Raw genomic sequence first — 18981 nt, forward strand, 5'->3', positions numbered from 1 at the left:
TGCGCCTAATTTCAATCGGTTCATAACTCTCGGTTCACCATCAACTTCTATCCTATTTTATCGATAACAATGAAATGAACTATGCTCAAACAGAGATAAATGAAAGAGATACCTGCTTGCTCAGGTTTATAGACTCTACTGTCTCACCTACTCCGCTCATAATTAAAATAGCTAAGGAGTTGCTATGGATAGCTTCATCAAAAATTTACCCAAAGTTGAGCTGCACTTACATATAGAAGGCACATTAGAGCCAGAGCTGATGTTCCAACTCGCCAAGCGTAATAACCTGTCGATTCCCTTTGAGACCCCAGACCAAGTTCGAGACGCGTACCAGTTCCACAATCTTCAATCCTTTCTCGATATCTATTACCAAGGTGCAAACGTACTGATTCATGAACAAGATTTCTACGACCTGACGTGGGCTTATCTGTTGAAGTGTCAGCAAGATAATGTGGTTCATACTGAGATCTTCTTCGACCCTCAGACTCACACTGAACGCGGCATTGACTTTGAAGTCATCGTTGGCGGGATTACTCGAGCTTTGAATCAAGTGGAGCAAGAGCTTGGTATCAGCAGCCAACTGATCATGTGCTTTCTGCGTCATCTCGATGAAGACAGCGCTTTTGAAACACTCAAACAAGCCCTTCCTTATAAAGATAAGATCATTGCCGTTGGGTTAGATTCATCAGAACAGGGCAATCCACCAGAGAAGTTTAAACATGTATTCCAAGAAGCGATCAACCAAGGCTTTCTGACTGTCGCGCACGCCGGAGAAGAAGGCCCAGCACAAAATATTAGCGACGCACTGAGCTTGCTAGGCATTACCCGAATTGATCATGGCGTTCGCTGTGTAGAAGATGAAGAGTTGATGGAACAGCTAATAGCAAAACGTACACCACTGACCGTCTGCCCGCTGTCGAATACCAAGCTCAAGGTGTTTGAGACCATGCAAGAGCACAACATCGTCGAGTTGCTGAGAAAAGGGCTGTGCGTCACCATCAATTCCGATGATCCGGCTTACTTCGGCGGCTATATGAATGATAACTTCCTCGCCGTCGCCAATGCTCACCCAGTGACCAAAAACGAATTGGCGCAGTTCAGTATTAATGCCATCGAAGCCAGTTTTATCTCGCCTCACGCCAAGGAAGATCTCATCACACAGGTACGCCAATACCTTGCTGCGAGTACTTAATGAGTTATCAAGATCAAAAAGGGAAGCTCTGAGCTTCCCTATCTATATCAATAGATAACTAATTGGCTTAGCCCGGGTGACCATCCACTCTTGGCGTTAACAGCATCATCCCAAATTTCCAGATAAATAGACCGAACGCTAACGTCCATAAACCCGCGCTGATATTGACCATCTCAAATAAATACGCCGGGAAGAATGTCACACCTAAACTACGAACGAGTGCCGCGATAAATATAGCCGAGAACGCCAAAGCCATACTTGGCCCTTTATAGATAGCACGGCCAGTATGTCCCATTGTCACGCGCGTGATCATCGCCAGAATTAACCCACTCAAACCGCCAATCGCAAACAGGTGCAGCATGTTATGGCTCGCGAACGGGTTATCTAGCAAACCGCGTAACAGCAAGCTGAGAGGGATACATAGGTAAGCCGCATGCAGCGACCACACCAAGGGTTCTGATAGTGTTGTCCAAGGCTTCCAGCGGATAAAGCGCACCAACTGTGTCACACCTGCAAATACCATCAACTCATTGCCGACTTGAGCAAAGGTCAATGGGAAGAAGCTCAACACAAATAAGCCAACCAAAGGTAGATTGGCTAACCATTCCAACCAAACCAAGGGCTGCGCTTTTTCGAAATCAAAACGACGCGCTGTAAAAAATGGGAGCACTCGCCCACCCATCACTGATAACAGCAAGGTAAACCACCACAACATAGCCTGCCAAACTGCAGACGATGGGAATGGAGGCATCCCCTTAATGGTCGCGTAACTAGCAAAGTTCGCCACGATAGCCAATATAAACAGTGGCACAAAGAATAGATTCTTCCAGCCTTTCGACTTCACGACTCGGAAACCAATTTCGTAGGCGGCGAAGATTAAGAACAGCGCCTCAACCGACGAGATCAGCCATAACGGAGCGGGTGTCCAAAACAGAATACGAGGTGCGAGCCACAAACCGACTAGCGCAGCTAATCGATAATGCTTGGTGCCATTGACACCCGTCCACGTTTGTACTGCCGTTAACACAAAACCGACCACTATCGCCATTGAGAAACCAAACAGCATCTCATGCACGTGCCACCACAGTGCGGGAACTTTTAAAATATCAGGCTGACCGTTTTGGAACATGATGACCCAAGCGACAATCGCGATCACTGCATAGAGACTGCCTAAAAAGAAGAAAGGTCGAAAGCCTAAACGCAGGTAGGCTGGAATCGCGTCTTCTACACTTTTATCTGTGATATTTAACAAACTCGCTCCTAATTCTCAGATAAGCGGCCAAGGTATTACCTAAACCAAATTTTGTGTGCATCAAATCCGATGCAATATGCAGATCACATTGCATGAAACGCGCCAATTAGATAAAACCAGTAAAAACAGCGACTCACGAGATTCAATAGCCAATAAACAAGTCAAAAAAACACAACCAAAAGAGTCATAAAGACATATACATGTATAAATAGAAACTTACTGACTTTTGGTATCTCGCCACATATAGTAAGACTAGACTTAAATGGAACAACTCAGACAAGGAATGCGATGTATATTTTTGGTTATGGCAGTTTAATCAACTCATCTTCACGTCAGCTTACCGGTCAGACAGGGCAAGCGATCCCTGCGATTGTTCATGGCTTGATTCGCCATTGGAGCAAGATCGATGACAGCTATGTGTTATCACCTTTGATCGTCAATCTTGGCGAAGGACAAGTGAATGGTGTGTTGCTTGAGGTGGATGATATTGCACTGGCTGAGTTTGATCGCCGTGAGCGTGGTTATCACCGAATCGAATTAAAGGCCTCTCAGATAGAAAGCCAAGATGAGTTCAAACAGGATCAATCGATCTGGGTTTACATCAAAGACGAGATTGAAGCACCTTGCGAAAACAGCCCTATCGTTCAAACCTACGTCGATACGGTATTGGCAGGATGTTTAGAGGTGTCTGAAAGCTTTGCGGCGCATTTTGTTAAACACACACAAGGTTGGCACCACCCATTAGAAAATGATCGCCACCAGCCTAAATACGGCAACCTTGCTGGGGTTTCCGATCACCACCACAGTGTGATTGATAGCTTGATACTGACTGTACGCAGCTAGTTGATTTAGGTTGGTGAACACATTGACTCACCAACCTAAAGTGAGCTTAAACGACACGAATACCTGCAGGCATCGCACGTTCAGGTGTTAGCAATACACTTTCAGATTCATCTTCCGTTTCGGCACATAACAACATGCACTCAGAAGTGTGGCCTCTCATCTTCGCCTTCGCTAGATTGCACAAAACAACAACCTGCTTACCCATCAACTCTTCTTCTGTGTAGTAAGGGACTAGGCTGGTCACCGTTTGCAGTGTCTTGTCACCAACATCCACTTGCACTATGTAAAGCTTGTCGGCGTTTTCATGACGCACAACCTCAATGATCTTACCCACACGCATTTCTAACTTAGCAAAGTCACCATAAGAGACAGTATCCATTTCTCACTTCCTATATTGGTTTATTTTCACTCATTAAATCATTTACTAAAATTAAGTAAAATGTAAATGTTTACACTAGCATTAAGCCTAATAATTACAAGCGGTAAAGATCTCATTACTGGAAGTAAAATGAGAGTTTCGTTGCCTTACTATCATTGTCGGTGTTAAATAGATGAAGCAATGTATAGAGGTTAAAAATGGCAACAATTAAAGATGTAGCAAAGGAAGCTGGTGTTTCTGTTGCAACCGTATCTCGAGTGATCAACAAGTCTCCCAAGGCGAGTGCAAGCTCGGTAGAATCTGTAACTAAAGCGATGTCTAAACTTGGCTATCGACCGAATGCCAATGCTCGAGCGCTGGTAAGCCAAAGCACGAACACTGTTGGTGTATTGGTCGGTGACATCTCCGATCCCTTTTTTGGCACGCTGGTTAAGGCTGTCGACAATGTCGCTCGTGAGAACGGAAAACATATCCTTGTCGGTAATGGCTCGCACGATCGTGAAGAAGAGAGACAAGCGATTGAATTGCTGATTAACAGCCGTTGTGACGCCCTGGTGATCCACTCTAAAGGCCTCACCGACGAAGAACTGATTGCCTATGCAAAAGAGGTCAAAGGCTTAGTACTGATCAACCGTTATATTGCTGAGATTGCCAACCACTGTATTTTCTTAGACAACAAAAAAGGTGCGTATCTTGCGACGGAATATCTGATCCGCCATGGCCATAAGAACATTGCCTGTATCGCCTCATCGCATAGCATTGAAGATGCCGATGAGCGTATCCAAGGTTACTTAGCGGCACTCTCAGATTACAAAATAGCGCTCTCTGACAGCTATATTGAATACTCAGCGCCGACCAGTGACGGTGGCGAATACGCCATGACTAACCTTCTGACTAAGTCACTGCCAATCACTGGCATTGTGGCGTACAACGATTACATGGCAGCTGGTGCTTTGTCTGTCCTTGATGAAAACGGTATTCAAGCGCCAGACAAAATGTCGATCATCGGTTTCGATGATGGTTTGATTGCCCGCTATGTTCATCCAAAGCTCACCACTATTCGCTATCCGATTCAGATGATGGCAGAGAAAGCGACACGACTCGCGTTGCACTTAGCCAAAGGTGAAAACACCTCAACTGAACCAATGATGTTCTCTCCAACTCTGGTACGCCGTAATTCGGTAGAGAAAGTCTAGGTTCTGGTCGACTCATCAAGCAATAAACAAAAAAAGCCCTAACAGAATCGCTTCTGTTAGGGCTTTCCTACCTTACTCAGATACTCAACAATCGCGCTTAATAAACCGCACTCTTGTTGAGCGCCACTTTTGCTCATCCCCCAAGAACAACGCGATAATTCACATCGTCCTATTCACAAACAAAAGATATTGACGTAACCGCTTTGAGCTAGAGCGTACTAGTTTGAAGAATCCCCCGAAAATTCAAACTGGTAACAGGTACTGTAGTTATATTCTTGTTCAGGCTTGAGAATACAACTGTCCTGCTTCCACTCTGGGTGGTTAGGAGAGTCAGGTAAGAACTGGGTTTCTAGCGCCAAACCAGCGTAGTCTTCATAGCTGCCACCACTTCGGTTTGGTGTGCCACCAAGCCAGTTTCCGGTGTATAGCTGCATCGCAGGTTTGGTTGAAAATACTTTTAGTGTGACGAGCGCATCCGGTGAGGTTACGGTCGCGGCGCATTGAGTGCGTTTGCAGCCATCAGCCAATAAGAAAGAGTGGTCGTAACCCTTTGCTGCTTTCTGCTGTTCATCGCCCAACAAACGCTCTGAGATCATCATAGGCTGATTGAAGTCAAAGCTGGTCGATTTCACTGATTTAAGGTTACCTAACGGAATACCCACCGAATTGGTCGGTAAGAACTGATTAGCATTGATACTGACAATGTGTGACAAACAATCGTGTCCAGCTTCAGCGCCAAGTAGATTGAAGTACGCATGATTCGTTAGGTTGACTACAGTCGGCTTGTCTGTGGTTGCAGAGTAATTAATGGACACTCGATTGTCTTCGGTGATGTCATAACGTACCGACACATTCAAATTCCCCGGGAATCCTTGGTCGCCATCAGCAGACTCGAGAGTATACACCACTGACGTTTCGCTTTGCTCGGCAATATTCCAACGGCGTTTATCAAATCCGTTCGGGCCACCATGTAAGGTATTGCCCGCTTGGTTGGTTTCCAGCTTGTAATTCTGACCATCAATTTTGAAACGACCATTAGCAATGCGGTTAGCATAACGGCCAACGGTTGTGCCCATATAGCTGGCTTGTTTATCGAAGTTCTCCATTGAGTTAACACCCAACAAAACTTCTCTTTTATTTCCCTTTACTGGCAGGATACAGCTCAACCATGTTGCGCCAATATCCATGAATGTCACTTGCATGCCATGCGTATTTGATAGCGTCACTAACTGAGCGGGTTGGCCATCATAGGCTGGAGTCTGCGTCATGGATTGATGCAGGTTTTGCTCTTGTGTCATTCTAAATTCCTTCTAGTGCCAGTAAAAAGCCTCTACCTGAAGTAAAGGCTTTAGCATTTGGCCTACCATGATCTTTTTACTTGGTAAGCTCTATATTAAGTCTCGAAGCCGTTAGATTACTTCAACTAAGCCAGCTCCGTCTTTCGCTTGGCACACATAAATAGATTCTTTTAGCCCCGTCGCCGCTTGATATTTCTGTTCAACGGTTGTTTTGATTTCATCGACCAATGCAGGTGGAACCAATGCCACAATACAACCACCGAAACCACCGCCAGTCATACGCACGCCACCTCGTTCACCGATCACTTCTTTGACCATATCAACCAGCGTATCGATTTCTTTCACCGTGATTTCAAAATCATCACGCATTGATGCATGCGATTCAGCCATCAGCTCACCCATGCGCTTCATATCGTGAGTGCGCAGAGCTTGAGCCGCTTCAACAGTACGGTCATTTTCAGTAATCACGTGACGAGCACGTTTCGCGACCATTTCATCCAATTCAGACTCTTTCGCTTTAAACTGCTCAATGGTCACATCACGAAGTGCCGGAACACCAAAGATGCGCGCCGCTTCTTCACACTGTTCTCGACGTGTGTTGTATTCGCTGTCGACCAAGCCGCGTTTCTTGTTTGAGTTGATGATAACCACAGCCATATCTTCTGGCATTGAAACCGCTTGAGTTTCTAGGCTACGACAATCCAAAAGCATCGCGTGATTTGCGCGACCTTCAGCAGAGATCATTTGATCCATGATGCCGCAGTTACAGCCCACAAATTCGTTTTCAGCTTGTTGACCATTAAGCGCCACTTCGGCTTGGCTGATCTCTAGGTTGTAAAGCACCTTGAATGTTTGACCAATCACCACTTCCAGTGCCGCAGAAGAACTTAAACCTGCACCTTGAGGCACGTTGCCCGTTACAGAGATGTCTGCACCTGTAAATTCAAAGCCGCGACCTTTTAAGCACTTCACCACACCACGAATGTAGTTCGCCCACATCTTGTCTTGTTGGAAGGTGATCTCTTGAGTTAAATCGAACTCATCCACTGCATTGCCGTAGTCCACTGATACTACGCGTACAATGTTGTCGTCACGCTTAGCCGCTGCGACTACCGTTTGGTAGTTAATGGCACACGGTAGAACAAAACCATCGTTGTAGTCGGTATGCTCGCCGATCAGGTTCACACGACCTGGTGCTTGGATAATATGAGCCGCTTGGTAACCAAGGACTTGCTCAAAAGATGCTTTCACGTTTTGGATTAGGTCAGACATAAGTAAACTCTCTGGTTAAACTCTTTGTTCAATTGGTTATGGTCCCTTCACGGCACCACTTTAATTCTTTTAGATTCCCTATCTCGTTCGTCTCTCACGGTAGGGAATGACAACATCGGCGTCTAAGCTCCAAAGTCCTAAGCTCTTAAGCTTCTAAACTTCTAGGCCTTTCACCGGCCGTCACTCCAGCATCGAGGGACGAGATATCAGGAATCTCACTCGTTATCTACGAAGTAGGCTATTCCTGCTCTTTGTAGTGAACGTCACTCAAATCACGAAGACGCTGCGCTGCTTGTTCTGCGGTTAAATCACGCTGAGACTCTGCCAGCATTTCGTAGCCGACCATGAACTTACGAACCGAAGCACTACGTAGCAATGGGGGGTAGAACAACGCATGCAGTTGCCAGTGATCGATGTCGGTGCCTTCTTCAAAGAACGGCGCATAGTGCCAGCCCATTGAGTAAGGGAATGAACACTGGAACAAGTTGTCGTAACGGCTAGTCAGCTTCTTAATCGCAAGCGCTAGATCATCACGTTGTTCGTCAGTCAGTTCGCTCATACGGCGGATGTGTGTTTTTGGTAGCAACATGGTTTCAAATGGCCACGCTGCCCAGTAAGGAACCACAGCAATCCAATGTTCAGTTTCAACCACAGTGCGAGAGCCGTCTTTCATTTCAGCTTCAACGTAATCCACTAATAGGTTTGTGCCCTGCTGTTCAAAGTACTCTTTTAGCAGTTTTTCTTTGCGTTCAATCTCGTTGGGTAAAAAGCTGTTTGCCCAGATTTGACCGTGTGGGTGTGGCTGAGAACAGCCCATGGTCTCGCCTTTGTTTTCAAACGCTTGAACCCATAGGTAGTCTTTACCTAGCTCTTCAATCTGTTCATTCCATGTGTCGATAACACCGCGAATCTTGTTTACTGGTAACTCTGGCAGCGTTTTGCTGTGGTCCGGAGAAAAACAGATCACGCGGCTCAACCCGCGAACACCTTGAGTCTTGAATAGAGGGTTTTCAGACTCTGGAGCGTCAGGTGAATCAGGCATCAACGCCGAGAAATCGTTACTGAATACGTAAGTACCGTCATAATCTGGGTTTTCGTCACCCGAGATACGTGTGTTAGTTGGACACAAGAAACACTCTTTCTCATACGCTGGAAGCTGCGCAGTCGATGGTTTTTCATCTTGGCCGCTCCACGGACGTTTTGCTCGGTGCGGTGATACCAAGATCCACTGACCCGTTAATGGGTTATAACGACGATGCGGGTGGTCTACTGGGTTAAATTCAACTTTTGACATGTTTAGATTGCTCTCAAATTTTGTGTCTTGGTCAATTCACCAAGATGAATAATTCTTCTACAAGGAGATTCCCTATCACGCTCGTTCCTCGCTGTAGGGAATGACGTGTGATCTCGTTGTGCTAGTTGTGCAAAGGCAACCACTTCATAGCCTTATGCTCATCCGTCATTCCAGAATAGAGGCACGAGATATCTGGAATCTCTCTTTTCTCATATCTTGTCTTTGCCTTCCCCAAAGAAATTGGAGTTGCAGCTAGGCAGCAAGATTTCCAATATCCATGAGCATAGATCTTCTATGTAATTGGAATTGGTAAGCGCAGCTAACAACGCTGCGGCTTCAATTACGAAGGGGAATAGCCTTGTGGGTTATTCGACTGCCAGTTCCACGTATCTGCCGTCATTTCCATCACGCTGCGAGTCGCTTTCCAGCCAAGTTCGCGCTCTGCTTTTTCAGTACTTGCCCAACATTCGGCAATGTCACCTGCGCGGCGTGGGCAAAGTTCATAAGGAACCGGCTTACCCGATGCTTGTGCGAAGGCTTCAACCATCTCGAGTACACTTGAGCCTTTGCCCGTACCTAGGTTGTAAATGTGTAAGCCCGCTTTCTCGCCAACCACTTTTAGTGCTGCGACGTGACCGTCCGCTAAATCCATTACATGAATATAGTCACGAACGCCTGTGCCATCGACTGTTGGGTAATCGTTTCCAAAAACAGCCAGTTTTTCACGGCGACCGACGGCTACTTGAGCAATAAACGGCATTAAATTATTTGGGATACCTTGTGGGTCTTCGCCCATAGTGCCCGATGGATGTGCGCCAACTGGATTGAAGTAACGCAGTAAAGTGACGTTCCAGTCGTTCTCCGCGTTGAACAGATCGCTCAAGCACTCTTCCACCATATATTTGCTGCGACCATAAGGGTTAGTTGTCGCGCCAGTTGGTGAAGTTTCAGTAATCGGCACTACTTCTGGATCACCGTAAACGGTAGCCGAAGAACTAAATACGATGCTTTTCACGCCCGCTTTCTTCATGCTGCGAGCTAACACCAATGATCCATTGACGTTGTTATCGTAGTACTCCAAAGGTTTAGACACCGACTCCCCAACCGCTTTCAGGCCAGCAAAGTGAATCACGGCTTGGATATCGTTTTCTGAAAACACGCTATCTAGAAAAGATTGATCACGAATGTCGCCAAGATAAAAAGTTGGTCGCTTACCGGTCAATGATTCGATTCGCTCCAGTACTAGCTCTTTGCTGTTGCAAAGGTTATCAACAATGATTGGCTCCATACCCGCCTGTATCATTTGAATACATGTATGACTTCCGATATAACCCATGCCGCCCGTAACCAGTACTTTCACAATCAACCTCTCTTTGTCGTCATTCTTGGACTAACTCGAACTGACATTCAGCTCAGTAGCACCGTATGCCAGAAATAGTAGCAGCCATTTTGACTATAATTCTGTGATCAAAACCACGAAGTGTAAACGTTTACACTAACTCATATCATTGTTACTGAACGTGACATAGGGAGAACCTATAAACAAACACATCTAATTCATTGAATTTTAATAAGATAATTATAGATAGTTAGATTTGAGACATCACAGATGAGTTGAGCATTTATTTTACTAAAAGTTAATGCAATGACGTCCAGTTTGATTACAATAGGTCTGTAGAATAAAGAGGTGCATTGCTTTTTTACTAAATACCAATTTCAAAGCAGCGCAATGTTCCAATAACAGGAAGTGAGTATGGCAACGTTAAAAGATATCGCGACTGAAGCGAATGTATCATTGGCTACAGTTTCAAGGGTTCTCAATGAAGATCCAACATTAAGCGTCAAGGAAGAGACCAAAAGGCGTATCTTTGAAATTGCAGAGAAGTTGGAATACAAAACCAGCAGCTCACGAAAAACCGTTAGCAGTAAAAAACAAAACCATCACTTCCTAGCACTGTATAACTACAAGCAAGAAGCAGAGGTTAACGACCCTTACTACCTATCGATTCGCCACGGGATTGAAACCCAATGTGAAAAGATGGAAGTTAAGCTAACCAACTGTTATGAAAGTAAAATACAAATTAATTCAGCGCCAATCACAGGTGTTTTGCTGGTCGGAAGAATGACACCAGAGGTTATCGAGCAAGCTAAGAAGCTGAGCGATAATATCTGTTATGTCGATTTTACCGATCACTCAGAACCTTATGACTCTGTCGATATCGACCTGGCTTTGATCAGCAAAGAGATCACCAACTTCTTTATCAACCAAGGCTATGAGCGCATCGGCTTTATTGGTGGCCAAGACGACGTCAACACCCCTGATATTCGTGAAGTCGCCTTTGCTGAATATGGTGGCCTCAAAAATGTTGTCAGTGAGCAAGACATCTACCGTGGTGACTTCTCTAGCTCTTCAGGTTATAAGCTTGCAAAACAGATGCTAGCGACTGGCGACTACCCTAAAGCCATGTTTATTGCGTCAGATTCCATCGCAATTGGTGTTTTACGAGCCGTTCATGAGCACGGATTAAACATTCCTGAAGATATTGCGCTGATCAGTGTAAATGACATCCCAACAGCTAAATTTACCTTCCCATCTTTATCGACTGTTCGTATTCACTCTGAACTAATGGGAATTCAAGGCGTTAACCTGTTGATTGAGAAAGTACGCGACGGCCGTACTATCCCACTACGTGTCTATGTACCAAGCAAATTAAAGCTGCGTGACACGACAAAATAGTTAAAAGTATCAAATAGATAAACTAAGGCTACCTTTATTGAAGGTGGCCTTTTTTGTGCCTATCACATACGCCTATATACACATACCAGCCTCTTTAGCCTGCTTCATAAAACAGCCAATAGTATTCTTTTAAGTGGATCACACAGCACTGTAAAAAGACCATAAAAAACGTGATGGAGTTAAAGTAAAACGTTTTCACTAATTTCATTTAGTAAAACTTTTACTAATAATTACCTTAGTCCAAAAATACTCGTATTCACTACGACCCAATTACGCATAAGAACGTCGGTCAGCAAATTGCATTTAGGCCGAGAGAGAGGCAACGTGAACAACTGGGAAAACTTCCTGAACTTACATGAGAACCGTATGGCACCGCGTGCATACTTCTTCTCATACGCATCAGAAAAGAATGCAAAAACGTTTCAGCGTGAACTTAGCAGCCACTTCCAACTATTGAGTGGCCAATGGAATTTTAGCTATTTCACCAATCCACTATTAGTTCCTGAAGAGTTCTACTCTCAAGAAATGAAAGACTGGGGCCACATTACGGTTCCAAACATGTGGCAAATGGAAGGCCACGGTGATCTTCAATACACAGATGAAGGTTTCCCATTCCCAATTGATGTGCCTTTCGTACCATCAGACAACCCAACAGGCGCATACCAACGCTCTTTCTTCCTTGGCGAAAGCTGGGACGATAAGCAAACCATCATCAAATTTGATGGCGTAGAGACTTACTTCGAAGTTTACGTAAACGGCGAGTACGTGGGTTTCAGCAAAGGCAGCCGCCTCACCGCTGAGTTCGATCTCTCTAGCCACGTAAAAGCAGGCAACAACCTACTTTCTATTCGCGTGATGCAATGGGCCGACTCAACCTACATTGAAGACCAAGACATGTGGTGGACAGGCGGCATCTTCCGTGATGTTTACCTTGTTGGTAAAGAACAACTTCACGTTCAAGACCTAATGGTTCGTACTGATTTTGACGACGCTTACCAAAGCGCGACCCTTTCGTGCAACGTTGCTCTAGAAAACCTAGCAGCAGCGACTAACGCAACTCTTGAGTACGCATTGCTTGATGGCAGCCAAGTTATCTCGCAAGGCTCAGTAGATAACTTAACTGTTCCTAACCAACAGACTGGCGGCAATGCGAACACTCAATTCTCTATCGATGTGGTGAACCCTGTTCAATGGAATGCTGAAAACCCATACCTTTACCAACTGTTGCTGACGCTAAAAGACACAGACGGCGAAGTGCTAGAAGTGATTCCACAGCGCGTTGGTTTCCGAGACATTAAAGTTCGCGATGGTCTGTTCTACATCAACAACAAATACGTGATGCTGCATGGTGTAAACCGTCACGACAACGACCACCTGAAAGGTCGTGCTGTGGGCATGGATCGCGTTGAGAAAGACTTGGTGTTGATGAAGCAGCACAACATCAACTCAGTACGTACTGCGCACTACCCGAATGACCCACGCTTCTACGAACTGTGTGATATTTATGGCCTATTCGTTATGGGCGAAACCGATGTCGAAACTCACGGCTTTGCTAACGTTGGCGACCTAAGCCGCATCACTAACGATGCCGCATGGGAAGCGGTGTTTATTGAACGTATCGAACGTCATATCCACGCTCAGAAGAACCACCCTTCTATCATCATGTGGTCTTTAGGTAACGAATCAGGCTACGGCTGCAATATCCGCTCTATGTACGATGCGGCAAAAGCGATTGATGACACCCGCTTGGTTCACTATGAAGAAGACCGCGATGCTGAAGTGGTCGACATCATTTCAACCATGTACTCACGTGCTCAACTGATGAATGCCTTCGGTGAATTCCCACACGAAAAACCACGCATTATCTGTGAATACGCACACGCAATGGGTAATGGCCCAGGTGGCTTAACCGAATACCAAAACGTGTTCTACAAGCACGATGCAATTCAAGGTCACTACGTTTGGGAATGGTGTGACCACGGCATTCTAGCGCGTGATGAAGCGGGTACTGAGTTCTATAAGTACGGCGGTGACTACGGTGACTACCCGAACAACTACAACTTCTGCATGGACGGTTTGATCTACCCAGACCAAACACCGGGGCCAGGCTTAAAAGAGTACAAGCAGGTTATCGCACCAGTGAAGATCCGTGACTTCAATGCTGAAGACGGCACCTTCACAGTAGACAACAAACTTTGGTTCTCAAACATCGATGACTACACCATCACTGCGGAAATCCGTGCTGAAGGTGAAACCATTGCTGTGCAACACATCAAGATTGAAGAACTGGCAGAAAACTCGAGCCGTGAACTGACACTTAACTTGCCACAACTTGATGAGCGCGAAGTGTTTGTGAACTTTACCGTGCGCAAGGATTCTCGTACGCCTTACAGCGAAGCGAACCACGACATCGCGGTGTATCAATTCCAAGTGAAAGAGAACACAGCACAGCTAGAAGCCTTCACTAACAACAATGCGACAGCACTGAATGTGGAAGAGTCTCGTTTAGCTTACCTAATCAAAGGCCACAACTTCGCACTGAACTTCTCGAAAGTGAACGGCAAGCTGACGTCATGGTTGGTCAATGGCGAAGAGATGATTAAGTCAGAACCACGAATCAACTTCTTCAAGCCAATGATCGATAACCATAAACAAGAGCACGATGGTTACTGGGAGCCTGCACACGTGCAAATTATGCAGGAGCACTTCCGTAGCATTGACCTTGAATGCGTTAACGTTGAACAGGTAAATGGCAAGGTAGAGATCACCACCACCAGCATCATTGCTCCACCAGTATTCGATTTCGGCATGCGTTGTGAATATCGCTACCAAGTTAATGCTGAAGGCCAATTGAACGTTGAGCTAAGCGGCGAATGTTACGGTGAGTACCCTCATGTAATTCCTGTGATTGGTTTTGATATGGGCATCAACGGCGACTTCGACCAAGTCCAATATTACGGACGCGGCCCTGAAGAGAACTACCAAGACAGCAAGCAAGCCAACATGATTGATGTGTACCAATCAACCGTTGCAGACATGTTCGAGAACTACCCGTTCCCACAGAACAACGGCAACCGCCAACACGTTCGTTGGGCTGCGCTTTCAAGCCGCGCGGGTAATGGTATTGCAGTAAAACCACAGCAAGAAATCAACTTCAGCGCATGGTTCTACACCAACCAAAACCTGCACCAAGCACAACACACCATTGAGCTAGAGAAAAGCGGTTACATCACGTTAAACCTAGATCACCAAGTGATGGGCTTAGGCTCTAACTCTTGGGGCAGCGAAGTGCTCGATTCTTACCGCGTTTACATGGACGAGTTCCGCTACGGTTTAACTCTGATTCCATTCCAAGCAGGCGATTGCGATGCGCAGCACCTAATCAATCACAACTTTGGCGATGAGTTTTTTACGGTGAATGCACCAAAAGCTCAACCACAACTGAACGAGGCATAAGCGATGATCGTTTTAGAGAACTTAGAACAATTTAAAGTCGTCTACCGCGATGGTCGTAAATGGCAACGCTGTGTAGAAGCGATTGAAAACATCGGAAACATCAAAGATGGCGTGATGTATTCAATTGGTGATTCACTGGCTTACATGATTGAAGACGGTGTGGCTCGTAACACAGAAAACTTCACCGGTAATCGTCGTTACTTCGACGTGCACTACTACCTAGAAGGCCGTGAAACGGTTGAATTCGCAGCGAAATCAGAGCTAGAGCAGATCCAAGCTTATAGCGATGAAACCGACCGCGAACACCTAATGGGGAACGGTGAAACTCGTGAGCTAGCTGAAGGCCAAGTGGCGATCTTTGACAACAATCAGGCTTACCGTTTCCACGGTGATAACCGAGTTCGAAAAGTGGTACTGAAAGTGACCATTGAAGACGGTTACTTCCTCAATAAATAAACAATAACGCTATCTATTCACAGTATGTATCGAGCCTTGCCGTTCAAGGCTCCAACATGCTGAACAAAGCCTCAATGCTTCCTCCCTACAAGGAAGCATTGAGAAATAACGACTATAATTACGTGATTCCTCGGAGGACACTATGTCTGAATCTGTACGCGGTAAGTTAGGCAAATTTGCCCTACTCTCCATGACATTTGCAGCGGTATTTAACGTTCGCAACATTGTAAACAACAACATCGAATTGGGATTGAGTTCAGCCCCTATCTTTTTGCTCGCGACCCTTATTTACTTCATTCCGTTCGTGTTCATCATTGCTGAATTCGTATCAGCAAATAAAAATTCTGAGTCAGGCATGTATGACTGGCTAAAAAAACCACTAGGCTCAAAAGCAGCCTACCTAGGTTCCTTCCTATACTGGTTCGTAAACCTTTTCTGGTTTGTATCCCTGCTACCAAACGTAATCGCCTATGCGTCTTACGCGATGTTGGGCTATGAATACGCCTTCTCGCCAGTCGTCACATCGGCTATCTCGATTGCTCTGTTTGCTGCAGCAACTCACATCTCAACCAAAGGCGCGAGCTGGCTAGGTAAGATTGCCGAGATCGTGGCCTACGGTGTATTCGCTCTGTTTGCAATCTACGTTATCGGTGCACTAATGGCACTGGGCGGCAACCATGAGCCAGTAGAACCAATCACGCTTGAAGCAATGACACCGACCATCAACTGGGCAACGCTAGGTATCATGTGTTGGATCTTCCAAGCAGCCGGTGGTGCAGAAACCGCAGCCGCTTACCTAAACGATGTTAAGGGCGGTCACAAGTCTTTCATCAAGGTTATCATTGGTGCAGGTATCGCAATCGGCGCAATGTACGCAGTGGGCTCTCTTCTAGTAAACGTATTCGTTGCTCGTGATGAACTGACCTACGCTGGCGGCATGGTTGAAATCTTCACAGGTATGGCGAACTACTTCGACATTTCACAATCTCTAACGGGTCGCTTCGTCGGTATTATCCTATTCGTTGCTATGTTCGGTTCGATGATGATGTGGACAGCAGCTCCAGTAAAAATTCACTTCTCTGAAATTCCTAAAGGTGTTTACGGCGAGAAGACAACAGAGCTTAACGAACACGGTGTGCCAGTACGTGCAGCTTGGTGGCAGTTCGCGTTTGTATTCGTGATGCTTGTGGTGAACGGCTTCGGCTCTGAATCTGTACAAGACATGATGAATACAGCAATCAATCTAACAGCAGGTACCGCAATGCTACCGCCAATCTTCATCATGGTGGCCTACTTTGTATTCCGCTTGAAACACGACGAAACACCGCGTGATTTCCGTATGGGTACTCGAGTTCAAGGTATGGCAGTAGTATCAGTACTTATTGGTATCTTCGTTGTGAGCATGACAGCGTCAGCCTTCCCAACAGGTGTAGACCTAGTTCAAGCCTTCTTCATCAACGTATTTATGACAGCGGTATTCTCCGGCATTGCATGGTGGTGGATCTCTCGCTTTGAAAAGAAGCAAGCAGGAAAAGAAGCTAAGCTAGAAACGGCTAAGCAGTCGTAACCTTAGTTAACCTTCAGTATTTATAAAAAAGCGCCTAATACGGCGCTTTTTTTTCATTTAAATCAACCAATTAAAACTTTAATAACAAGAATAAAAACGCCATTCCGTCAAGTGTAGACCTCTCATAAACACCGATAAGTCGCTAAATAAAACAGCTACAAAAACCAAGGTAAAACATTAACTAAATATATTTACTCAATGTCACATATTTGATCAATTTCGATTAACTTCCCGCCGCTTAATCTTTAATCTTCTTGCTGAAGAGACAAACTGGTTCATATAAAAAAAACGACACAAAGCCCCTACAAGCCCCATAAAAACGTCGCTTATGAAATACGTAATCTCTTTGTAGAACGCATTAGTCTTTGCCCCTTGATTTCGGTAATAAATTTACTGAAATCAATAAAAACCAATACTTATGCGTCCGATCGTACATCGAATAAAAATAACAACGAGCCAACCCTGACAAAGCAAAGCTGGTGTTTGCCAAACCAACATAACAATAAAAGTGCGGCCTAGATTCACCCTATCTAGGACCAAGTTATAACGATCATCAACGTGATTCACCGGAGAACATCATGTCCGATAATAAACGCAGTACGATAGGCAAGTTTGCCCTACTGTCTATGACCTTCGCGGCGGTATATAGCTTCAATAACATCATTAATAACAACATCGAAATCGGCCTCTCCTCGGCTCCGATGTTCTTTTTAGCAACCATCTTTTATTTTGTTCCTTTCTGTCTGATTGTTGCTGAGTTCGTATCCCTGAATAAAGACTCAGAAGCGGGCGTTTACTCATGGGTTAAAAGCTCTCTAGGCGGCCGCTGGGCGTTTATTTCAGCTTACACATACTGGTTTGTTAACCTATTCTTCTTCACGTCTCTACTGCCTAGAATCATCGCTTACGCGTCTTATGCGTTCTTAGGTTTCGAGTACATCTTCACGCCAATTACCACCGCGATATTGAGTACCATTTTGTTTGCGGTCGCGACGCATATTTCTAACAACGGCGCGAAACTATTAGGCCCTATCACTTCATTAACTTCGTCATTGATGCTGCTTCTGACCATGTCTTACATTCTGCTGTCAGGCGGTGCCTTGATCGGTGGTATCGAACCGGCGGACCCAATCACCATTGAAGCGATGACACCAAGCTTTAACTGGGCATTCCTTGGGGTAATCACTTGGATCTTCATGGCGGCTGGCGGTGCAGAATCGGTAGCGGTTTACGTTAATGACATCAAAGGTGGTCACAAGTCTTTCGTTAAAGTGATCATCATTGCCGGTATCTTCATTGGAGCGCTTTACTCGGTGGGTTCAGTACTAGCAAACGTGTTTGTGTCGCGAGAAGAGCTTAAATTTACTGGCGGCTCAGTGCAGGTATTCGAAGGGCTAGCACGACACTTTGGGTTATCTGAAATCCTAATGAATCGCTTTGTGGGCGTGGTTTCATTCACGGCGATGCTGGGCTCTCTACTGATGTGGACAGCGACACCCGTTAAGATTTTCTTCTCTGAAATCCCTAAAGGTATCTTCGGTGAGAAAACGGTCGCTCTAAACAAACAAGGCGTTCCAGAGCGTGCGGCTTGGATTCAGTTCTTGATTGTGATTCCACTGATGTTCATTCCGACACTGGCGTCCGATACGGTTCAAGATCTGATGAGTACCATTATCAACATGACAGCTGCAGCATCGATGTTGCCACCGCTATTCATCATGATCGCGTACCTTAATTTACGTTTGAAGTTGGATCACTTACCTCGTGATTTCAGAATGGGCTCACGTATGACAGGCATTACCGTGGTCTCGATTCTGATCGGCATTTTCACTGTTGGCTTCTTTGCGTCAACCTTCCCAACAGGTGCTGACATCATGACCATCATCTTCTACAACGTGGGCGGGATTGTTATCTTCCTTGGCTACGCGTGGTGGAAGTACGGAAAATATGAAAAGAGCTTATCTCCAGAAGAGAAAAAACTAGAAGCAAAACCTGAACCGGCGAACGCTTAGTTTACCCTGCACTCTGATTTAAACTTC

At 45.5% G+C, this 18981-nt stretch carries 14 protein-coding genes; 8 read left to right on the plus strand and 6 right to left on the minus strand.

The features are described from left to right. Positions 1-184: 184 nt before the first annotated feature. Positions 185-1192 (plus strand): adenosine deaminase, encoded by a 1008-nt coding sequence (locus AB4507_RS07250; RefSeq protein WP_017069510.1) that lies wholly within the window; start codon positions 185-187, stop codon positions 1190-1192. 67 nt (positions 1193-1259) lie between these two features. Here the strand turns inward: AB4507_RS07250 and AB4507_RS07255 are convergent, their stop codons facing one another. Further along, a complete protein-coding gene (locus tag AB4507_RS07255) occupies positions 1260-2444 on the minus strand; it encodes an NnrS family protein (protein ID WP_372182449.1) in 1185 nt (394 codons plus the stop codon). 288 nt (positions 2445-2732) lie between these two features. Here AB4507_RS07255 and AB4507_RS07260 point away from each other — a divergent pair, with 288 nt between their 5' ends. After that, a complete protein-coding gene (locus AB4507_RS07260; protein ID WP_372182451.1) occupies positions 2733-3287 on the plus strand; it encodes a gamma-glutamylcyclotransferase family protein in 555 nt (184 codons plus the stop codon). A 46-nt stretch (positions 3288-3333) separates the two neighbouring features. On the opposite strand, the gene AB4507_RS07265 is transcribed toward AB4507_RS07260, so the two are convergent. Then, on the minus strand, positions 3334-3666 hold the full coding sequence (locus AB4507_RS07265) for a tRNA-binding protein (protein ID WP_017060796.1): 333 nt from the start codon (positions 3664-3666) through the stop codon (positions 3334-3336). Positions 3667-3863: 197 nt separating this feature from the next. On the opposite strand from AB4507_RS07265, the gene AB4507_RS07270 reads away from it, so the two are divergent. Then, complete coding sequence (locus AB4507_RS07270; protein WP_017066816.1) at positions 3864-4862, plus strand: substrate-binding domain-containing protein; 999 nt, start codon at positions 3864-3866, stop codon at positions 4860-4862. Positions 4863-5080: 218 nt separating this feature from the next. Here the strand turns inward: AB4507_RS07270 and galM are convergent, their stop codons facing one another. From galM to galE, 4 genes are all read right to left on the minus strand, one after another. Next, complete coding sequence (gene galM / locus AB4507_RS07275) at positions 5081-6160, minus strand: galactose-1-epimerase (RefSeq protein ID WP_372182453.1); 1080 nt, start codon at positions 6158-6160, stop codon at positions 5081-5083. Between the two features lie 111 nt (positions 6161-6271). Continuing rightward, positions 6272-7432, minus strand: coding sequence for a galactokinase (galK, locus tag AB4507_RS07280; protein WP_372182455.1), 1161 nt, complete (start codon positions 7430-7432; stop codon positions 6272-6274). A gap of 238 nt (positions 7433-7670) precedes the next feature. Beyond that, complete coding sequence (locus AB4507_RS07285; RefSeq protein ID WP_372182456.1) at positions 7671-8726, minus strand: UDP-glucose--hexose-1-phosphate uridylyltransferase; 1056 nt, start codon at positions 8724-8726, stop codon at positions 7671-7673. A 340-nt stretch (positions 8727-9066) separates the two neighbouring features. Further along, entirely contained in the window at positions 9067-10086 is a 1020-nt protein-coding gene (gene galE / locus AB4507_RS07290) for a UDP-glucose 4-epimerase GalE (RefSeq protein WP_372182458.1), read from the minus strand. A 393-nt stretch (positions 10087-10479) separates the two neighbouring features. Here galE and ebgR point away from each other — a divergent pair, with 393 nt between their 5' ends. The 5 genes from ebgR to AB4507_RS07315 all read left to right on the plus strand — a co-directional run bounded on the left by ebgR (position 10480) and on the right by AB4507_RS07315 (position 18954). Next, entirely contained in the window at positions 10480-11463 is a 984-nt protein-coding gene (gene ebgR / locus AB4507_RS07295) for a transcriptional regulator EbgR (protein ID WP_017069515.1), read from the plus strand. A 324-nt stretch (positions 11464-11787) separates the two neighbouring features. Then, positions 11788-14919: a beta-galactosidase subunit alpha gene (gene ebgA / locus AB4507_RS07300; RefSeq protein ID WP_372182460.1), complete on the plus strand. Its 3132-nt coding sequence runs from the start codon at positions 11788-11790 to the stop codon at positions 14917-14919. A 3-nt stretch (positions 14920-14922) separates the two neighbouring features. Then, complete coding sequence (locus AB4507_RS07305) at positions 14923-15375, plus strand: beta-galactosidase subunit beta (RefSeq protein ID WP_017066026.1); 453 nt, start codon at positions 14923-14925, stop codon at positions 15373-15375. A gap of 142 nt (positions 15376-15517) precedes the next feature. Continuing rightward, complete coding sequence (locus AB4507_RS07310; RefSeq protein WP_372156552.1) at positions 15518-16942, plus strand: amino acid permease; 1425 nt, start codon at positions 15518-15520, stop codon at positions 16940-16942. Between the two features lie 578 nt (positions 16943-17520). Next, positions 17521-18954 (plus strand): amino acid permease, encoded by a 1434-nt coding sequence (locus tag AB4507_RS07315; RefSeq protein ID WP_372182461.1) that lies wholly within the window; start codon positions 17521-17523, stop codon positions 18952-18954. Positions 18955-18981: the final 27 nt, after the last annotated feature.

Source organism: Vibrio sp. 10N.222.54.A3 (assembly GCF_041474095.1).
GTDB lineage: Bacteria > Pseudomonadota > Gammaproteobacteria > Enterobacterales > Vibrionaceae > Vibrio > Vibrio crassostreae_C.

Coding starts and splice junctions, on each gene's coding strand:
- AB4507_RS07315 (WP_372182461.1), top strand. CDS start 17,521: ATGTCCGATAATAAACGCAGTACGATAGGCAAGTTTGCCCTACTGTCT.
- AB4507_RS07310 (WP_372156552.1), top strand. CDS start 15,518: ATGTCTGAATCTGTACGCGGTAAGTTAGGCAAATTTGCCCTACTCTCC.
- galM (WP_372182453.1), bottom strand. CDS start 6,160: ATGACACAAGAGCAAAACCTGCATCAATCCATGACGCAGACTCCAGCC.
- AB4507_RS07285 (WP_372182456.1), bottom strand. CDS start 8,726: ATGTCAAAAGTTGAATTTAACCCAGTAGACCACCCGCATCGTCGTTAT.
- galK (WP_372182455.1), bottom strand. CDS start 7,432: ATGTCTGACCTAATCCAAAACGTGAAAGCATCTTTTGAGCAAGTCCTT.
- AB4507_RS07265 (WP_017060796.1), bottom strand. CDS start 3,666: ATGGATACTGTCTCTTATGGTGACTTTGCTAAGTTAGAAATGCGTGTG.
- AB4507_RS07305 (WP_017066026.1), top strand. CDS start 14,923: ATGATCGTTTTAGAGAACTTAGAACAATTTAAAGTCGTCTACCGCGAT.
- AB4507_RS07260 (WP_372182451.1), top strand. CDS start 2,733: ATGTATATTTTTGGTTATGGCAGTTTAATCAACTCATCTTCACGTCAG.
- AB4507_RS07270 (WP_017066816.1), top strand. CDS start 3,864: ATGGCAACAATTAAAGATGTAGCAAAGGAAGCTGGTGTTTCTGTTGCA.
- AB4507_RS07250 (WP_017069510.1), top strand. CDS start 185: ATGGATAGCTTCATCAAAAATTTACCCAAAGTTGAGCTGCACTTACAT.
- ebgR (WP_017069515.1), top strand. CDS start 10,480: ATGGCAACGTTAAAAGATATCGCGACTGAAGCGAATGTATCATTGGCT.